General features: G+C 47.5%; 19 protein-coding genes. 13 read left to right on the forward strand and 6 right to left on the reverse strand.

Annotated features, from left to right (window positions below; all coding sequences use genetic code 11):
- Window positions 1-12 precede the first annotated feature (12 nt).
- The 6 genes from accB to ACESZH_RS04350 all read left to right on the forward strand — a co-directional run bounded on the left by accB (window position 13) and on the right by ACESZH_RS04350 (window position 5,489).
- Window positions 13-474, forward strand: coding sequence for an acetyl-CoA carboxylase biotin carboxyl carrier protein (accB, locus tag ACESZH_RS04325; protein WP_373212072.1), 462 nt, complete (start codon window positions 13-15; stop codon window positions 472-474).
- Between the two features lie 10 nt (window positions 475-484).
- Window positions 485-913, forward strand: coding sequence for a 3-hydroxyacyl-ACP dehydratase FabZ (gene fabZ, locus ACESZH_RS04330; RefSeq protein ID WP_373212070.1), 429 nt, complete (start codon window positions 485-487; stop codon window positions 911-913).
- A 49-nt stretch (window positions 914-962) separates the two neighbouring features.
- Window positions 963-2,327 (forward strand): acetyl-CoA carboxylase biotin carboxylase subunit, encoded by a 1,365-nt coding sequence (locus tag ACESZH_RS04335; RefSeq protein ID WP_373212068.1) that lies wholly within the window; start codon window positions 963-965, stop codon window positions 2,325-2,327.
- Entirely contained in the window at window positions 2,317-4,149 is a 1,833-nt protein-coding gene (locus ACESZH_RS04340; RefSeq protein WP_373212066.1) for an acetyl-CoA carboxylase carboxyltransferase subunit alpha, read from the forward strand. The genes ACESZH_RS04335 and ACESZH_RS04340 overlap by 11 nt, the downstream gene beginning before the upstream one ends.
- 88 nt (window positions 4,150-4,237) lie before the next feature.
- A complete protein-coding gene (locus ACESZH_RS04345) occupies window positions 4,238-4,675 on the forward strand; it encodes a MarR family winged helix-turn-helix transcriptional regulator (RefSeq protein ID WP_373212065.1) in 438 nt (145 codons plus the stop codon).
- Window position 4,676: 1 nt separating this feature from the next.
- The gene (locus ACESZH_RS04350) at window positions 4,677-5,489 is read left to right on the forward strand and encodes a DNA-3-methyladenine glycosylase (protein ID WP_373212063.1); all 813 of its coding nucleotides are present in this window, start codon (window positions 4,677-4,679) and stop codon (window positions 5,487-5,489) included.
- A 21-nt stretch (window positions 5,490-5,510) separates the two neighbouring features.
- Here the strand turns inward: ACESZH_RS04350 and ACESZH_RS04355 are convergent, their stop codons facing one another.
- Entirely contained in the window at window positions 5,511-5,891 is a 381-nt protein-coding gene (locus tag ACESZH_RS04355) for a NusG domain II-containing protein (RefSeq protein ID WP_373212061.1), read from the reverse strand.
- 578 nt (window positions 5,892-6,469) lie between these two features.
- Between ACESZH_RS04355 and ACESZH_RS04360 the strand changes: the two genes are divergently transcribed.
- The 3 genes from ACESZH_RS04360 to ACESZH_RS04370 are packed head-to-tail and all read left to right on the forward strand — an operon-like array spanning window position 6,470 to window position 8,747.
- Window positions 6,470-7,435: an ABC transporter substrate-binding protein gene (locus ACESZH_RS04360; RefSeq protein WP_373212058.1), complete on the forward strand. Its 966-nt coding sequence runs from the start codon at window positions 6,470-6,472 to the stop codon at window positions 7,433-7,435.
- Window positions 7,410-8,168 (forward strand): ABC transporter permease, encoded by a 759-nt coding sequence (locus ACESZH_RS04365; RefSeq protein ID WP_373212055.1) that lies wholly within the window; start codon window positions 7,410-7,412, stop codon window positions 8,166-8,168. The genes ACESZH_RS04360 and ACESZH_RS04365 overlap by 26 nt, the downstream gene beginning before the upstream one ends.
- A gap of 6 nt (window positions 8,169-8,174) precedes the next feature.
- Window positions 8,175-8,747: an ATP-binding cassette domain-containing protein gene (locus tag ACESZH_RS04370; protein ID WP_373212052.1), complete on the forward strand. Its 573-nt coding sequence runs from the start codon at window positions 8,175-8,177 to the stop codon at window positions 8,745-8,747.
- On the opposite strand, the gene ACESZH_RS04375 is transcribed toward ACESZH_RS04370, so the two are convergent.
- The 3 genes from ACESZH_RS04375 to ACESZH_RS04385 form a co-directional block, all read right to left on the reverse strand.
- A complete protein-coding gene (locus ACESZH_RS04375) occupies window positions 8,648-8,920 on the reverse strand; it encodes a DUF6783 domain-containing protein (protein ID WP_373212798.1) in 273 nt (90 codons plus the stop codon). The two genes, ACESZH_RS04370 and ACESZH_RS04375, sit on opposite strands and share 100 nt — an antisense overlap.
- A gap of 72 nt (window positions 8,921-8,992) precedes the next feature.
- Window positions 8,993-9,628 carry an endonuclease III gene (nth, locus tag ACESZH_RS04380; RefSeq protein ID WP_373212049.1) on the reverse strand — a complete coding sequence of 212 codons (636 nt, stop codon included), beginning with the start codon at window positions 9,626-9,628 and terminating at the stop codon, window positions 8,993-8,995.
- 37 nt (window positions 9,629-9,665) lie between these two features.
- The gene (locus ACESZH_RS04385; RefSeq protein ID WP_373212046.1) at window positions 9,666-11,030 is read right to left on the reverse strand and encodes an MATE family efflux transporter; all 1,365 of its coding nucleotides are present in this window, start codon (window positions 11,028-11,030) and stop codon (window positions 9,666-9,668) included.
- Window positions 11,031-11,351: 321 nt separating this feature from the next.
- On the opposite strand from ACESZH_RS04385, the gene ACESZH_RS04390 reads away from it, so the two are divergent.
- From ACESZH_RS04390 to glgX, 4 genes are read left to right on the forward strand one after another with little or no spacing between them, the layout of a single operon-like run.
- Window positions 11,352-12,725: an MATE family efflux transporter gene (locus tag ACESZH_RS04390; RefSeq protein ID WP_373212044.1), complete on the forward strand. Its 1,374-nt coding sequence runs from the start codon at window positions 11,352-11,354 to the stop codon at window positions 12,723-12,725.
- Window positions 12,726-12,749: 24 nt separating this feature from the next.
- The gene (locus ACESZH_RS04395) at window positions 12,750-13,322 is read left to right on the forward strand and encodes an NUDIX domain-containing protein (RefSeq protein WP_373212041.1); all 573 of its coding nucleotides are present in this window, start codon (window positions 12,750-12,752) and stop codon (window positions 13,320-13,322) included.
- Window positions 13,303-14,433, forward strand: coding sequence for a hypothetical protein (locus ACESZH_RS04400; protein WP_373212040.1), 1,131 nt, complete (start codon window positions 13,303-13,305; stop codon window positions 14,431-14,433). Before ACESZH_RS04395 ends, ACESZH_RS04400 begins: the two co-directional genes overlap by 20 nt.
- A 32-nt stretch (window positions 14,434-14,465) precedes the next feature.
- The gene (gene glgX / locus ACESZH_RS04405) at window positions 14,466-16,556 is read left to right on the forward strand and encodes a glycogen debranching protein GlgX (RefSeq protein ID WP_373212037.1); all 2,091 of its coding nucleotides are present in this window, start codon (window positions 14,466-14,468) and stop codon (window positions 16,554-16,556) included.
- Between the two features lie 40 nt (window positions 16,557-16,596).
- Here glgX and ACESZH_RS04410 read toward each other — a convergent pair whose 3' ends face one another.
- Entirely contained in the window at window positions 16,597-17,496 is a 900-nt protein-coding gene (locus tag ACESZH_RS04410) for a nucleotidyl transferase AbiEii/AbiGii toxin family protein (protein WP_373212035.1), read from the reverse strand.
- A complete protein-coding gene (locus ACESZH_RS04415; RefSeq protein WP_373212032.1) occupies window positions 17,489-18,094 on the reverse strand; it encodes a type IV toxin-antitoxin system AbiEi family antitoxin domain-containing protein in 606 nt (201 codons plus the stop codon). The genes ACESZH_RS04410 and ACESZH_RS04415 overlap by 8 nt, the downstream gene beginning before the upstream one ends.
- Window positions 18,095-18,165 lie beyond the last annotated feature (71 nt).

Here is an 18,165-nt window from a genome sequence, read left to right on the forward strand (position 1 = left end):
GGGGCAAATACAATGGAATTTGAACAGCTTATACAGTTAATTGACCATGTATCGGATTCAAAAGTCACCTCTTTTCAGTATGAGGGAGAGAACCTCAAGCTGTCCATGGAATGCGGAGCAGTGCAGACCATTATCACGGGAAATGCAGATTTGGCAGAGCAGGGAACAGTGGGAAACGGAGCGCTTCCTGCAGGTTTTTTGGCTGAGGAAAAGGGAGGAGAGAAGAAGGAGATCCCGGAGGGAAATCTGATAAAATCGCCCCTTGTGGGAACCTTTTATGCAGCGCCTGCCGAGGATGCTGAGCCTTTTGTAAAGCCGGGAGATAAAGTGAAAAAAGGGCAGGTGCTTGGCATCGTGGAGGCTATGAAGCTGATGAATGATATTGAAAGTGATTTCGACGGCGAGGTAGCTGAAATCTATGTAAAAAACGGCGATGCCGTAGAGTATGGAATGCCATTATTCAGGATTAAATAGCGAGGAAAATATGAACCATTTAAACATAAAACAGATTGAGGAAATTCTTCCCCACCGCCATCCTTTTTTGCTGGTGGATTATATCGAAGATTATGTGCCGGGAGAATTTGCAGTGGGATATAAATGCGTGACCTTCCGTGAGGATTTCTTTCAGGGACACTTTCCGCAGGAGCCGGTAATGCCGGGGGTCTTGATCGTGGAGGCGCTGGCGCAGACAGGGGCGGTAGCCATTCTGTCAAAGCCGGAAAACCGGGGCAAGATCGCTTATTTCGGCGGAATCGACAAATGCAGGTTTAAGACAAAAGTTTGCCCCGGCGATAAGCTACGTCTGGAAACCAGGATCATTAAGCAGAAGGGGCCTGTGGGAGTGGGCGAGGCGATCGCCACAGTAGACGGAAAACTTGCGGTGAAGGCAGAGCTGACATTTATGGTTGGATGAAGCAACATTTAGCCGAAGGCTGGACGATTGCGGAATAAAAGGTGAGGTTATGATTCGAAAATTGTTGATCGCCAATCGGGGGGAGATTGCGGTGCGGATTATCCGTGCCTGCAGGGAAATGGGAATTGCATCCGTGGCGGTTTATTCTGAGGCAGATAAAGACAGTTTACATGCACAGCTTGCTGATGAGGCAATCTGCATCGGGCCTGGTCCTTCCTCTGAAAGCTATCTGAATATGGAGCGCATTATGAGCGCAACTATGGTTTCCGGGGCGGATGCCATCCATCCGGGCTTTGGATTTCTTTCGGAAAACGCAAGGTTTGCGGAAATCTGTGAGCAGTGCGGCGTTACCTTTGTAGGTCCGGGATCAGAGGTTATCCGGAACCTGGGTAACAAGCAGATTGCGCGCAATACCATGACTGCAGCGGGAGTTCCGGTGATCCCGGGAACGGATAAACCCATTTTAGACCCAAAGACAGGTGCAAAAGAAGCCAAAAGGATAGGCTATCCGGTCATTATAAAGGCCGCTTTGGGCGGCGGGGGAAAAGGCATGCGAACGGCCTTTTCTTCGGATGAATTTGAACTGGCATTTCAGACAGCACAGAAGGAAGCGCAGATCGCCTTTGGTGACGGTACTATGTACATTGAACATTTTGTGGAGCATCCCAGACATATTGAATTTCAGATCCTGGCAGACAGCCAGGGGCATGTGATCCATCTGGGCGAGCGGGACTGTTCCATACAGAGAAACCACCAGAAAATGATCGAGGAAGCGCCCAGTGCGGCAGTTTCTGAAAGGCTGCGCCGCCAGATGGGAAAGGCGGCAGTGAAAGCTGCAAAGGCAGCCAATTATGTCAATGCAGGAACCATTGAGTTTCTGTTGGAAAAGAATAACAATTTTTACTTCATGGAAATGAATACCCGGATCCAGGTGGAGCATCCCGTGACCGAGTGGGTGACGGGGTTTGACCTGGTGAAGGAGCAGATAAAGATTGCCTCAGGCGAGCCACTTTCTATTACACAGAAGGATGTGAAAATACAGGGACATGCCATTGAGTGCAGGATCAATGCGGAAAATCCGCAGAAAAATTTCAGACCGTCGCCCGGGACCATTACCGGGCTGCATCTTCCGGGAGGACAGGGAATCCGGGTGGATACTGGCATTTACAATGGGTATCAGATCCCTCCTTATTACGATTCCATGCTGGCAAAGCTGATCGTCCACGGTGAAGACCGCCAGGATGCTATCGCAAAAATGAAAAGCGCCCTGGGAGAGGTGATCATTGAAGGCGTGGATACCAATGTTGACTATCAGTTTGAGATTTTGAACAATGAGGATTATCAGGCTGGGAACCTTGATATCGGATTTTTGAGCACCCATGAAATCGGGGGAGTGAAGGTAGATGAAGCTTAATCATACATTTAAACGCACGGTGACAGAGCCGGTTTTTGATGTAAAAGATGAAAATATTGAGAAGCCGGAGGTTCCAGAGGGACTGCTGAAAAAATGTAATGCCTGCAAATCCGCAGTTTTTGTGGAGGAGGTCAGGCAGAATTATTATATCTGTCCCCACTGCCGCAATTATTTCCGCGTCCATGCTTACCGGAGGATCGAAATGATCACAGATGAGGGAAGCTTTGAGGAATGGGACAAAGGGCTGCATTCCGGCAATCCTCTGCGCTATAAGGGCTACCGGGAAAAGGTCGAGGGACTCCGGGAAAAATACGGGCTTGATGAGGCTATCATTACCGGAAAGGCTTTGATCGGCGGAAATCCGGCAGTCCTGGGTGTCTGCGACAGCCGCTTCATGATGGCAAGTATGGGAGAAGTGGTTGGTGAAAAGATTGCCAGGGCGGTGGAGCGGGCGACCAGGGAGAAGCTTCCGGTAATTATATTTGCCTGTTCCGGAGGGGCCAGGATGCAGGAGGGAATCGTCTCTCTGATGCAGATGGCGAAAACCGCGGCTGCCCTGAAACGTCACAGTGATGCCGGGCTTTTATACATCAGTGTACTTACCAATCCCACGACAGGGGGCGTGACTGCAAGCTTTGCCATGCTGGGAGATGTGATCCTGGCGGAGCCGGGAGCGCTGATCGGGTTTGCCGGACCGCGTGTGATCGAGCAGACAATAGGGCAAAAGCTGCCGAAGGGCTTTCAGAAATCGGAATTTTTGCTGGAGCACGGCTTTATTGACAGGATTGTGGAAAGGGAAAATTTGCGGGAGGAACTGAAGCTGCTTCTGGAAATGCACAGTGAGCAGAGCAGGGAGGAGCGAGGTAGTCTCCTGGCAGATCAAACCATGGAGCTTTTGAAGGATGAATCCATACTTCATGACTGCAGCACCATTCCTGACATTATCCGCGGCATCCTGGCTCATCCGTCACTGGTTGGAAATGAAGGGGTCAAAAAGCAGATCACGGAAATTGTGTTTGAGGAAAAAAGCCCCCTGAAAAAGGTGGATGCGTGGGAGCATGTAATGCTGGCGCGGGATAAGGAAAGACCTACAGGCAAGGATTATATTGAGCTGCTTTTTGAGAATTTTACGGAATTCCACGGGGACAGATATTTTGGCGACGACAGCGCTGTGATCGGAGGAATTGCCTGCTTTTACGGGCTGCCTGTGACAGTTATTGTCCAGGAAAAGGGACAGGGGACAAAGGAAAATATTGCCCGCAATTTTGGCATGGTTTCCCCGGAGGGCTATAGAAAGGCGCTCCGCCTCATGAAGCAGGCGGAAAAGTTCGGACACCCTGTCATCTGTCTGGTAGATACACCGGGGGCCTTCTGCGGGCTGGAAGCGGAGGAGCGCGGACAGGGAGAAGCGATCGCCCGGAATCTCTATGAGCTGTCCGGTCTTGCTGTACCGGTGCTTTCCATTGTGATCGGGGAAGGCGGAAGCGGCGGCGCTCTTGCGCTGGCTGTGGCGGACGAGGTTTGGATGATGGAAAATTCCGTTTACTCCATCCTTTCCCCGGAGGGCTTTGCGTCAATCCTGTGGAAGGACAGCAAGCGCGCAAAGGAAGCAGCCGGAGTGATGAAGCTTACCGCCAGGGATTTGGAAAAGCTTGGGATCGTAGAGCATGTGATCCGGGAGAAAGAACGTCTGACAAGAGACAATCTGGGAAAAACCACGGACAGAATGAGTCTTGGCATTGCCGCATTCCTCGCCGGGTACGGAGCGCTGTCCCCGGAGAAGCTGGTGGAGAAAAGGTATCAGAGATTCCGAAAATTGTAGCTGTGCAAAAATCATGGTAAAAAATCACGTTTTATGCTATACTAACACAAGCAGATTATAAATTTGTACAGATGCGGGGAGAAAGAGCGTGAAAAGCAGGGAAGTCATAAACGATGTGTTAGTACACCTTTTTAACGAGATAATGGAACTGGAAGAGCAGGCTATCATAACAGAAGAGTATAAGGATATTTCTAACAACGATATGCACATCATGGAAGCGGTAGGACTGGGCGGAAATAAAATGTCTGACATTGCCGCAAAGCTGAATATTACGTTGGGTTCGCTTACCACCTCTATGAACAGTCTGGTAAAAAAAGGATATGCGGAACGGGAGCGGAGCGAACAGGACCGCCGTGTGGTTTTCATTCATCTTACGGAAAAAGGCCGCAGGGCATACCATCATCACGCGGAATTTCACCGCAAAATGGTGGATGCGGTTATGGACACACTAGACGAAACGGAGATTCCGGTTCTGGGTAAGGCTCTGGAAGGACTTGCCGGCTTTTTCAGGCAGTATAGAAGCTGATATGATTACCATTGAATTAGAGAATTTTGATTTGGAACAGATCTGCAATTCCGGTCAATGCTTCCGCATGAAAAAAATCAGTGAAAACAGATATGCCGTTCACGCGGCTGACAAATATCTGGAGATAGAACAGGAAAAAACGCTGGTTACGTTCCATTGTGAGGAGACGGAATTTCTGTTTTTCTGGATATCTTATTTTGACCTGGATGCGGACTATGGAAGGTACATAAAGGCGATCAATCCCAGAGATCAATATCTGAACAGGGCGGCAGAAACAGGAAACGGAATCCGGATTTTGCGCCAGGATTTATGGGAAATGATCGTATCTTTTCTGATTTCCCAGCAGAATAATATTGTGAGAATCAGACGCTGTATTGAGAATATTTGTACACGCTTTGGAGAAGAAAAAACAACCTGGGATGGGAGAACATATTATGCGTTTCCCAAACCGGAGGCGCTTGCGATGGCTTCTGAGGAGGAGCTTCGTGACTGCAATCTGGGGTACCGCGCCAAATACGTAGCGGGAACAGCCAGAGCAGTGGCGGCAGGTGAGATTTCGCTGGAAGAAATCAGCTCCATGCGGTATAAAAAAGCGAAGGAGCAGCTTTTGACCCTTTATGGCGTAGGGGAAAAGGTGGCAGACTGTATCTGTCTTTTTGCACTGCATCATTTGGAGGCGTTTCCCATTGACACCCACATCCGCCAGGCTTTGGATGCCCATTATAAAAGAGGCTTTCCCAACCGGAGATATAAAGGGATGCAGGGCGTTATGCAGCAATACATTTTCTACTATGAATTGACACAGAAAAAGTAAAAGAGAAAGACGCAGTACCGGTCAGGTTACTGCGTCTATTTTTAATCCGTCATCAGAGTCATCATATTGGACGTCACCGCCCTTTTCGCCTTCTATCACGATGCGGTTAGGCAGGCAGATGATGGTCCCGCCGCCCTCATCAATGGCGCGCTGATGGATGCAGAGCTGGTCGGGGCAGTTTGCTTCAGTCATCCGTACTTTCCCATCCTTGATCTCACATACATTTGTGTCATTAATCCTGATCACCTGATCCTTCGAAAGGGAATAAGTGCCGTACTCTTCCCCGTCCACCGTAATGCGGATCGTCTGGTGGCTGCCACTTCGGGCAAAGCTCATTCCAATCCACAAAATTCCTGCCAGAACCAGGAACCCCAGGATAAAAATCATCTCTTTTTTTTTCAAATGGATAAACCTCTCGTATCGCTTATGTGACAGGAAACAGGGCATTCGACATTTTTCGCTCTTGCAACCTGCTGGTATCGTTGGTATAATTTTCTTGGGTGCTGCCATAACGGTAGGCGGCTAGTCCCTCTTCAGAGGGACTGTGACTCTCTGTTTACATAGAAATCCTCAGATATGTTCTGATGGAAATCTTGTTAAGGAGGAGATGCCGATGTTGACGCTCGAAGGCCTGATCGCTGTCATCAGCTTGTGTATGACGGCGTTTGGGCTGGGTTACTCAATAGGAAGCAATAGTAAGTCACAAAAATAGCCGCCCGGATCCAATAAGCTGAGCGGCATTTTTGTTCAATCAATTTATGTGGACTAGCCGTCTATCGGCAGCACTCTTTCTATAATCATATTATCACCAGATGGGTGATATGTCAAAGATTTTCTAAAAACATTTCACAAACCTGATAAAAGTATAGCAATAGGAAAGAAGATAATCCTGTGAAACCGCTTTGATAGGATTGAAAAGTGTGATAGAATAGCAATGCAATAGGATTGTTTTATGGCTTGAAATGAAGGGATGAAGTAAAATGAAGAAAAAAGCGATATCATGGACATTGGCGCTCTGCGTGTGCGCAGGCGTGTTTGCAGGAATCGGGGAAAAAGAAGCTTTCGCAGAGGAAGCCTCTGTGATCAATGTAGGCGCTCTGAAAGGTCCTACCGCCATGGGAATGGCGCAGATGCTGGACAATGAGGAATGCAATTTTACCATCGTAGCATCTCCGGATGAGATCGTTCCGATGATCGTGCAGGGAAAAATGGACATCGCCGCAGTTCCGGCGAACCTGGCAGCAGTCTTGTACCAAAAGACAGAAAAAAATGTCAGCGTTTTAGCTGTGAACACGCTGGGCGTTCTTTATCTGGTGGAAAACGGTGAAACCATTCAGTCAGCAGAGGATTTAATGGGAAAAACCATCTACGCCAGTGGCAAGGGAGCAACACCGGAATACGCCTTAAATTCTGTACTGACAGCAAACGGGATCGATCCGGAAACAGACGTTACCATAGAATATAAATCGGAACACACAGAGGTTGTGGCTGCCCTTGCGGCAGACCAGACAGCAGTCGGCTTGCTGCCCCAGCCATTTGTAACAACAGCCCTTACTAAAAATGAAAACCTGCGGGTCGCACTTGATCTGAACGATTTGTGGGAGTCCTCCGTAACGGACGACAGCCGGCTTGTGACAGGCGTAGTATTGGCAAGAAACGATTATCTGCTGGAGCATGAAGCAGATGTAGACGCATTTATGGACGCATATAAAGCATCCGTAGAATTTGTAAACAGCGATGTGGAAGCGGCAGCAGAGATCATTGGCGCACACGATATTGTTACAAAAGAGGTTGCACAAAAAGCGATACCGGAATGCAGCATCGTATTCATGGAAGGCGACGAAATGAAGACCATTCTTTCCGGCTATCTGAACACGCTGAACGAGCAGAACCCGGAAATTATCGGAGGACAATTACCGGATGAAGACTTCTATTACAAGCGATAAAAAGCGGATTCTGGCGGCTGCATTTTGGATTCTGATATGGCAGCTTGCCAGTATGTGGCTGAAGCAGGAGATACTTTTGGCATCTCCTGTTTCTGTTATAAAAAGACTTGGAGAACTGATCCTTACCGCAGATTTCTGGCTGTCTGCAGGCTTCAGCTTCGTCAGGATCGTTCTGGGATTTCTATTGGGACTTGCAGCCGGAACCCTCCTGGCCGTGATATCCTACGCATTTACCGTTGCCGCAGTCCTTTTCAATCCCCTGATCACAGTGATAAAATCCACTCCAGTGGCATCCTTTATCATCCTGTGCCTGATCTGGATCCCGTCCAGAAATCTCTCCGTTTTTATCTCCTTTCTGATGGTCCTTCCGGTAGTCTACACCAACATTTTGGAAGGCATCCGTCAGACGGACAGGCAGCTTCTGGAGATGGCAGATGTATTCGGCGTGAACCTGGGAAGAAGAATTCTCTACATTTACGTTTCTCAGGTCATGCCCTATTTTCTCACCGGCTGCAGACTGTCCCTGGGACTGTGCTGGAAAGCAGGCGTGGCAGCCGAAGTCATCGGCATCCCCTCCGGTTCCATCGGAGAAAAACTATACCATGCAAAAATATACCTGAACACACCCGACCTGTTCGCATGGACGATTGTGATCATCCTGATCAGCTTTCTGTTTGAAAAACTTTTCCTGTCCGTTGTAAAAAAACTAATGGAAATCTTAGAGAGGCGGTAAAAAAGAATGGATATTGTAGTTCAAAACATCGAAAAATCCTTCGGCTCCCAACAGGTCCTAAAGAATTTTTCATACACCTTTCCGGCAGGAAAAACCACCTGCATCATGGGCGAATCCGGATGCGGAAAAACCACCCTTCTGCGCATCTTAATGGGCCTGGAAAACCCGGATTCCGGAACCATAACAGGCATCCCCAAAGGAAACCTCAGCGCCGTCTTCCAGGAAGACCGCCTGTGTGAAAACCTCAGCGCCGCCGCAAACCTCCGCCTGGTGAAAAAAAATCTAACTCCCCAGGAGATCGAAAATGCCTTCCAGGAAGTAAACCTCAAAGACGCATGGAATAAACCCGTCCGTACCCTAAGCGGCGGAATGCGCCGCCGAATCGCCATCCTCCGCGCCCTCGCCGCCGAAGCCGACTGCATCCTCATGGACGAACCCTTCAAAGGCCTGGACGAAGAAACCAAACAACGCACCATCCACTACATCCAAACCCGCACCAAAGGAAAAACCCTAATCATCGTAACCCACGAGGAAAAGGAAATATCTCTACTAAACCCTGAATCCATATTAAAAATGTAACCAAAAACCCCGCGCCGCAAGCGGGCCAAAAGGGGGAGCCAGGAGCTTGTTTGGAAATTCATTCCTGCAATCTGCACTTCCCACTTTGCGGTATATTTGCCCCGCACTCGGTCAGCGTAGCCCGCTACGCTTCCCTCATTTGGAGCAAATCTCCCACAAATTGTGAAGCACATCTTGCAGAAAGCAATTTTCAAACAAGCTCCCGGGGGAATGCGGCCTTCGCTCTCCGAGATTGCCCCCTCGCCTTAAACTCCATTTTTGTTACAAATATCCCCCAAACAACACCTCTCACAATAAGGCTTAGTCCTCGCCGTACAAACCTCTCTTCCATGATACACAAGCCTATGGCAGAAATCGCTCCCCTCCTCCGGAGGAACAATCTTCCAAAGTGCCATCTCCACCTTTTTCGGCTCCTTAATATTATCCACCAATCCAATCCTGTTCGTAAGCCGGATACAATGCGTATCCGTCACAATAGCCGGTTTTCCAAACACATCTCCCATGATCAGATTGGCGCTTTTCCTTCCCACCCCGGGAAGCTTCAAAAGCGCATCGAAATCCTCCGGAACCTTATCCTGATATTGCTCATGAAGGATCTTCATACATGCGCTGATATCCCGCGCCTTGCTTCTTCCCAAGCCGCAGGGCTTTACAATGGCCTCAATCTCATTCACATCCGCATTTGCCATAGCCTCAACCGTAGGAAATTTTTCATACAGATCCTTTACCACAACATTAACCCTTGCATCCGTACACTGCGCAGCAAGACGGACACTTACCAGAAGCTTCCATGCCTGGTCATAATCCAGAGTACAGTCTGCCAGGGGATATTCATTTTTTAATCTCTGAATCACTTCCAGAGCAAGTTCTTTTTTGGTCATATGTTTCCTTTCTGCAGGCAAAATATGCCTGCCCTTATCAGATTTTTTTCAATTCCAGGCGGCGGTTTACCTGCTGGAACGCAAAGTAAAAAACAATTCCTTTTAAAATGCTGGAAAGGGTTAGCGCCCACCATATACCGTGTAATCCCAGCGGCGTTCTGGTGAGGATCAGAGCCAGGGGAATCCTGGCGCCAGTGAGCGCAATGCTGATAATACTGCACAGCTTTGTCTTTCCAAGACCGGAAAGAGCGCCGACAGTCATCAGCTCAATGCACATAAAAGGTTCGCTGAAACCGATCACGATCAAGTAACCTACAGCTACAGAAATAACATCTTCTTCATGGAAGAAAAGTCTTGCAATAGGGCGTGGGAAGAATACAAATAAAGCTGTGATAAACAGTCCCCATACTGCCAGAACGCGGAAGGAAATCCTATAACCTTTCCGGATCCTGTCCGGCTGTTTTGCACCATAGTTCTGCGCCATAAAAGCGTTGAGCGCAGCCCCGAATCCGTCTGCCGTATTCCAGGAAATGGATTCAATCTGCCCTCCCACACGCTGGGTTGCTATGGCTCCCGGACCAAAAACGGCAACCATCCTGGTAAGAACCATGGAAATCATACAGTAAACCGTTCCCTGAAGCGCCGTGGGTATCCCAATTCTGAAAACAGCACGGTAATAGCTGCTTTCTATTCTGGAAAACAGCCGGATCTCCCGCAGGATATTGGCGGTTGCTCCCCTTCGGAAAATCCCGGCAAGCAGCACTGCCATAACAAGAATCTGCGCTGTGACTGTGGCGATAGCAGCTCCGGTAACTTCCAGCCTTGGAAATGGTCCCACCCCCAGGATCAGAAGCGGATCCAGGATCATGTTGGTTACAAGCCCTGCCAGATTAGCCTTCAGCGGTGTTTGGGAATCACCCTGTGCGGTATACAATCCTGTGAGCGTAAATGTCATATAAGAAAAAATGATCAGTCCGCAGGTTATCTGCATATAATCCCTTGCATATCTATAAGAAAGCGCATCGCCTATCTGAAAAAAGCTCAGCAGAGGATCAGTGAAAAGCAGGGACAGGACAGTAAAAAGCGCTGCAAACAGCAGTGTGAGCTGTATGGCGGCACAGGAATATTTTATGGCAGATTCTCTGTCGCGCCGTCCCAGCGCCTGAGCCGTATTGACCTGCCCGCCCATTCTTGCCAGGGATACAAGTCCCTGGGAAAGCCAGACATACATGCCGCCGACCCCAATCCCTGCCACAGCCTTGGAACCCAGCAGACCGATCCACGCCATATCTGTGATGTTATACACGGTTGACAAAAAGGAAGAGGCCATGATAGGCAGAGCAAGCTCTGTCAGTGTTCTAAGAATCGGACCTCCTGTAAGGTCCAGTTGTTTTTGGTTCATAAAATCAAGTCCTTTGTATATTGCTTTCATTATTGTAATAGGTGTCGCAGAATTTGGCAAGAGGTGAGTTTTCTAAAGGATTGAAGGGTTACAAGAAAGAGGGTTGTATGGTATAATGTGAACACTTGATGAGCGCAAGCCGCAAGGCGAAGTGCGAATCTAGTGAGAACATATACCTGGACACTTAGAGAATGCAAGCCGAAGGCGCAGCATGAACTTAGTGACCATGGTATAATGTGAACACTTAACGGGTGCAAGCCGCAAGGCGAAGTGCGAATATGTGAACACTTGATGAATGCAAACAGAAAGAAGCGATAAATTATGTCACACTCTATGACACAGGATGAGAAGTATAAAATGATGACAGAGGCGCCCATTCCGCCCCTGATAGGAAAGCTGGCCGTACCGACTATAATCAGTATGCTCATAACCTCCATTTACAATATGGCGGATACATTTTTCGTAGGCAGGATCGGAACCAGCGCAACAGCAGCAGTAGGAGTTGTTTTTCCCATTATGGCGATCATTCAGGCACTGGGATTTTTCTGCGGTCACGGTTCGGGCAATTGTATCTCCCGTCACCTTGGCTCAAAAGATACCAAATCAGCAGGCCAGCTTGCAGCAACAGGCTTTTTCGGCGCACTGATATTGGGGATTGTTACCATGATACTGGGACTTATTTTCTTAGACCCTTTGTCAAGGCTTCTCGGCTCCACAGAAACGATCCTCCCCTATACACGGGACTATCTCCGCATTATTCTCATCGGAGCTCCCTATATGACGGCGCAGCTAGTGCTGAACAACCAGCTTCGTTTTCAGGGAAATGCTTTCTATGCCATGATAGGAATCACTACGGGAGGCGTGCTGAACATTGCGCTTGACCCGCTGTTTATCTTCACATTCCACATGGGAATTTCCGGTGCAGCGCTGGCAACCATCATCAGTCAGTTTGTAAGCTTTGTGCTGCTTCTATATGGCATTAAGGCGTCGGGATGTATTCCCATCAGATTGCGGAACGTAAGTCTGAATCTCGACAGGATCAGAGAGATTGCCGGAGGCGGACTGCCTTCCCTGTTTCGCCAGGGACTTGCCAGCGTGGCGACTATGGTGCTGAATATTGCGGCAAATCCATACGGCGACGCAGCTATAGCGGCCATGTCCGTAGTAAGCAGGATCTCTATGTTTGCCAACTCCGTGCTGATCGGATTTGGGCAGGGCTTCCAGCCGGTATGCGGTTTTAATTACGGCGCAAAGAAATACGGACGTGTCAGAGAGGCATTCTGGTTTTGCGTTAAGGTTTCCACAGCCGTGTTGCTGGTACTGGCAATTTTGGGCGGAATATGTTCCGGAAGCCTGGTAGGAATCTTCCGAAAGGATCCGGAAGTAATAGAGATCGGTACGCTGGCTTTGCGTTTCCAATGTATTACGTTCGTGCTGAATGGCTGGATAGTTATGAATAATATGATGATGCAGACCATGGGAAAAACGACGTATGCCTCCGTTCTGGCAGCCTCACGACAGGGACTTTTCTTTATTCCAGCAATCCTTATCCTGCCTCAGTTTTTGGGCCTCCTGGGAATTCAGGCGGCACAGGCGATCGCAGATGTGTGTACGATGGTTGTGACAACGATCGTGTACCGGATCGTGCAGAAGGAGCTGGCGCGCGAAGAAAAGATGACAGCCGGAAAATCATGAGGGAAAGGGATCAGGAAACATAAAATGGAATGGTTGGATATTGTAGATGAAAACGGCATTCCCACAGGAGAAATCGTGGAGCGCACTAAAGCCCACGCAGAGGGGATACGCCACAGAACGGCGCATGTATGGCTGATGCGCGACAGGGGAAAAGGAATGGAAGTTTTGCTGCAGAAACGAAGTGCAGATAAAGATTCCTTTCCGGGATGTTATGATATTTCCAGCGCAGGTCATATTCCGGCGGGGGTGGATTACCTGCCCTCTGCGATCCGGGAGCTGAAGGAAGAACTGGGACTTGACGCAAAGGAGGAGGACTTTCATTTTTGCGGCAGGAGAAGCCTGTATTGGGAGGACATTTTCTACGGAAAAAAGTTTGCGGATAATCAGGTAACGAACGTGTATTATTTATGGAAAGATGTGGAACCAGAGCAGCTTACGCTTCAGGAGTCAGAGGTGGAATCCGTAAAGTGGATGAATCTTGAAGCGTGTAAAGCAGGGGTAGAAAAACGTACATTTCCCACTTGTATCAGTCTTGAGGAGCTTTATATGCTGCCTATAAAACACATGGAGGATAGAAATGAAAATACGAATGTATAATGTGGGCTGCGGCGATTGCTTCTGTATACGCGACAGAGGAAAGAGCCTGCTGGTGGACTTTGGTACCTGCAACAGCCGGATCAACGGACAGCCCAGAAGTGAGATTTTTGATGTGATCATCTCAGATCTGACCACCATTTCTCATAAAAATCTTCTGCTGACACATTTTCATCTGGATCATTTATCCGGCCTTTTATATATGATAAAAAAGCGCAGAAGCGCATACGAATTTGGAAAAATCTATCTTCCCGATGTTTTTTCAGAGCCGGAAATGAGCCATACTCTGGCATTGCTGTTACTGTCGGATTTAATGAAAAATACGTATCTTCCAAGTAAACAGATCAGCCTTTTTGCGCTGGTTGAGGCGTTGTGCAGAAGGCCCCAGAGGATAGAGCTTCTTTGTAGGGGAAAAGAGTTTGAGGGAAAATATCAGGCCCTCTGGCCGGATAAGGAGATAATCAAGACAGAGGCAGAAGAGGCTTATGAAAAGATCATGCAGAATCATGAGGAAGCAATGGCGGCTCTGACTGATTTTGCAGAAGGCCTGCGCCAACTCGTGTGGAGCATGACAGGGGAAGAAAAAAAGCATCCGTCCTTTGCTGTTATTGACAGGGAGTTTAAGGAGCTTAGAAGCAGAGGGGATTTTCAGCAGCTTTTGTCTGCGCTGGAGGGAGAAAAGGTGAACCTCCGGCAGTTTAAAAATAAGATCAGCATTGTATTTCAAAACGCCAGAGATGGAGAATTGAACCTGCTTTTTACAGGAGATGTGCAGCAGGAGCATCTGAAACAGATTGCGGAGAATTACGACGGAAAATATCCTCTCCATGACCATTACTGGTGCATTAAGGTTCCACATCATGGCTCGCAGACTCACTTTTTTGACTTTGCACCATATACTCCTGAGAATATGCTGATATCCAACGGTATATACTATGCGGATAGGAAGAAGCAGGCCGGGGCATACCGTACATCGGCTCAGTATGCAGGGCTTTTCTATATCAATGACGCCCATATGTACTGTTCGGACTGCAGGTGCTGCGATGGATACCGGAATGGCTGTACCTGTAAGGAATGCGATATAATCGAGCCTTTGTATTACAAAGACATTTAAAAATAACGGAGAGAATCTGACAGGAGGCGTATATGAGAAAAGCAGACTTTGGGCTGGTAGCATTGGATGATGAGCAACTGGTACCGGTGGACCGGGTAGGAGATTTTGAAGTAAGGCCAGGATTTTACGAGATTAATGGGGCTACAGCGCTGCCAAACGGAGTGAATTTTACTATACATTCTCATTATGCGGTTTCCTGCGAGCTGCTTCTTTACCATAACGGGGAAAAGGAGCCGTATGCGGTTCTGCCCTTCCCTGACAGCTACCGGATCGGCAAGGTTTACTCTATGATCGTGTTCGGATTAAAGATCACGGACTTTGAGTATGCATACCGTCTGGATGGGCCTTACAATCCGGAGAGAGGGCTTCTTTTTGATAAGAGCAAGCCCCTTCTGGACCCTTATGCGCGTGCAGTAACGGGACAAAGAGAATGGGGAAAAAATCCAAATGAGGGCTATGGCTATCGGGGATGTGTGGTGGTAAATGATTTTGACTGGGGAAAGGATTGCCAGCCCCGGCATTCCATGCAGGATATGATCATTTACGAGATGCATGTGAGAGGTTTTACCAGACACAGTTCCTCTGGGGTGGAGCATCCCGGCACTTTTGCGGGAGTGCGGGAAAAGATTCCTTATCTGAAATCACTGGGAATCACAGCGGTGGAGCTGATGCCGGTATTTGAGTTTGATGAAACCATGGCGAAGCGTGAGGTAAATGGGAGAACCCTGCTGGATTACTGGGGTTACAACACGGTTTCCTTTTTTTCGCCTAATACAAGCTATTCTTCTCAGCAGGAGCTTAACCGGGAGGGGGAAGAACTGAAAAATCTCATCCGGGAGCTGCACCGGAACGGGATTGAGGTGATCCTGGATGTGGTGTTTAATCATACTGCGGAAGGAAACGAAAAAGGGCCGTTTTTTTCTTTTAAAGGGTTTGATAACAAAATTTACTATATGCTGACTCCGGATGGACATTATTATAATTTCAGCGGGTGCGGAAATACCCTGAATTGTAATCATCCGGTGGTGCAGCAGATAATTCTGGAGTGTCTGCGGTACTGGACCGTTACCTATAGAATTGATGGCTTCCGTTTTGATCTGGCGAGCATCCTGGGACGGAGTGAGGATGGGCTTCCTATGAATCAGCCGCCTCTTTTGAAAAACCTGGCCGCGGATCCGGTGCTGGGAGATGTGAAGCTCATTGCGGAGGCATGGGATGCAGGCGGGCTTTATCAGGTGGGAAGCTTTCCGGCGTGGAACCGCTGGGCGGAATGGAACGGAAAATACCGGGATGATATGAGAAGCTTTTTGAAGGGCGATTACTGGTTTGCGCCGGCGGCTGCGAAGCGGATCAGCGGTTCTCCTGATCTGTATACAGGGCAGTACCGCGGCTATAATTCCTCCATTAATTTCCTCACCTGCCACGATGGATTTACTCTGTATGATCTGTATTCCTATAACAATAAGCACAATTGGGATAACGGATGGGATAATACGGACGGAGCAGATGACAATCGGAGCTGGAACTGCGGGGCGGAGGGAGATACCGATGATCCTGAGATCATCCGGCTTCGGAAGAGATTGATACGAAACGCGTGTGCTGTGCTGATGTGCAGCAGGGGAACCCCTATGTTTCTGGAAGGGGATGAGTTCTGTAATACAAGATATGGAAATAACAATCCTTACTGCCAGGACAACGAGATTTCCTGGCTGGACTGGGGTGATCTGGAGAGAAACAGGGATATTTTTGAATTTTTCCGGTATATGATAAGATTCCGGAAGGCGCATCCGGCGATCAGGGGAAGTGAGTACCCATCGAAGCTTGGGTTTCCGTTTATCAGCGTACACGGTGAGATTCCATGGAAGGGAGAGATCACGGAAAACAGCCGTTTTTTAGGTGTGTTGTTTGCGGGTTTTGACCCGGAGCGGGGGGAAGAGGATCTGGTGTATCTGGCAATAAATGTGTATTGGGAAGCGCAGGAAATCTATTTGCCGCCGTTGCCGGAGGGTTATAAATGGAGGGTCTGTGTCAATACAGGAGAAGAAAATGGTCTGCCGGAGGAAGTATATGTGGAAGACAGATTCTGGATGAGAGACAGGTCAGTGGCAGTGTTTCGGATCTGATACAGAAGGGTTCCGTCAAATATACTATTTCAACGTCGTCCTATCGCATCCACTCGCCGTTAGCAGCAGACCATTGTTCGATAAATTCTTTGTTATTAACTGTTGCGGAGAATGGTTTTGCCAAAAAGACTTTTATTATTTTCAGAACCGTACTGTAATCATCCGTTTTAATATTGATTTTACGAACAAAGGCTTTCCATTTTTTCTGCATTGCTACATCGCCATCAAATTTCATAACCTGTTCAAATTGTTCAAGAGTAAAACTGTGTTCACGATTAGCAAAGGTCTTTCTGAGCGCTTCAGACAAAATCTTGCCATCAAAATTAAATTTATTTGCAAGATAGTATATATCATAATAGTCTTTCATTCTGCTGGAGAATTCCATTAAGCTTAAAATTGCGTCCAATTTCTCTGCCACAGTTGTTTCAAGGGAATAAGTATTTACCATTGGTGCAGTGAAATTTGCGAGTTGCGTTGGAATTCTTCGCTTTTCCTGATTTGGAACAATAACATCGCCAACTCCGAAATCTATGCTGAATGGAGTGCGTGTGTTTTTAATACGGGCAATTAAGGCTGCTCCGATGCCTGCGTATTTTTTGGCTATTGCAATAGGGGCAATGCTTTTGATCTCAAAAGTGACAAAATCATTACCTGTATCACAAGAGATGATTTCTTCTAATACCGTCCGCAACTGTTCCGGCGTATTTGGAATTCTTCTAAGAAGAAAATCCACATCAAGAGTTACCCGGCTGTCAAAATTTGTAACAGAATAGATGAACAATCCGCCTTTCAGAACCAGGTTTTCTGCATATTTTGATTTTTCCAGACGGCGCAGAAATTCTTCCTGACAAAAGAGCTGTAGGCAGAGCTGATAACTTCTTCCGCTTTCTTTAGCCTTGTTTTTTAATCGTGCAAGCACAGAGGCTCCTATATCAGCCATTTAACAACACCTCCATTACATTCATAACTTTTGCATACAGCCGCATTCTTTTGGCATACTTTGAAAGATTGCTTAAATTCTTCTTCTCATCAACGACATAAGCGTTAAGCGCTTTATTAAATAGCTCATGATCAAGTTTTGTACGGTATTTAAAACAGTCACATATTGTACGTTCTCTGTCGTATACCGAAAGAGCTACGCCATTAAAATTATCAACTATTTTGCCAAGTTCCATATATTCTTTTTGAATATAATAAGCTTTCATTGAAATTTCCTGCATTCGTCTTGCAGTTCTTGACATAGAACGAGGGATCGCAATAGACCATTCACGAGGAGCAAAGTCATTATAGCCATAATGAAACAATGCAGATTCGACACAAATGACTCCCTGCGGAAGCAGTGTCGCAATTAGTTGCTCATCGGTTATATCTTTACTTTGGGGAAGTTGATAATAGCCATGTCTTATACGTTCTATAACTCCTTCATTACAAAGTTTAGCCACATCATAATTTTCAAGCCCTGCCATAATAAAATCAGAAGTTCTGGCAATCCCTCCAGATTCTTCAATTATATTTTGAACAATTTCTATTTTATTCAAGTCAAGACACACCAACTTTCTGCACGCACTATTTTGAAACTGTATGTTTAATTATTATAGCACATGAATCA

This window comes from Ruminococcus sp. 5_1_39BFAA (assembly GCF_964240875.1).
Classification (GTDB): Bacteria; Bacillota; Clostridia; order Lachnospirales; family Lachnospiraceae; genus Blautia_A.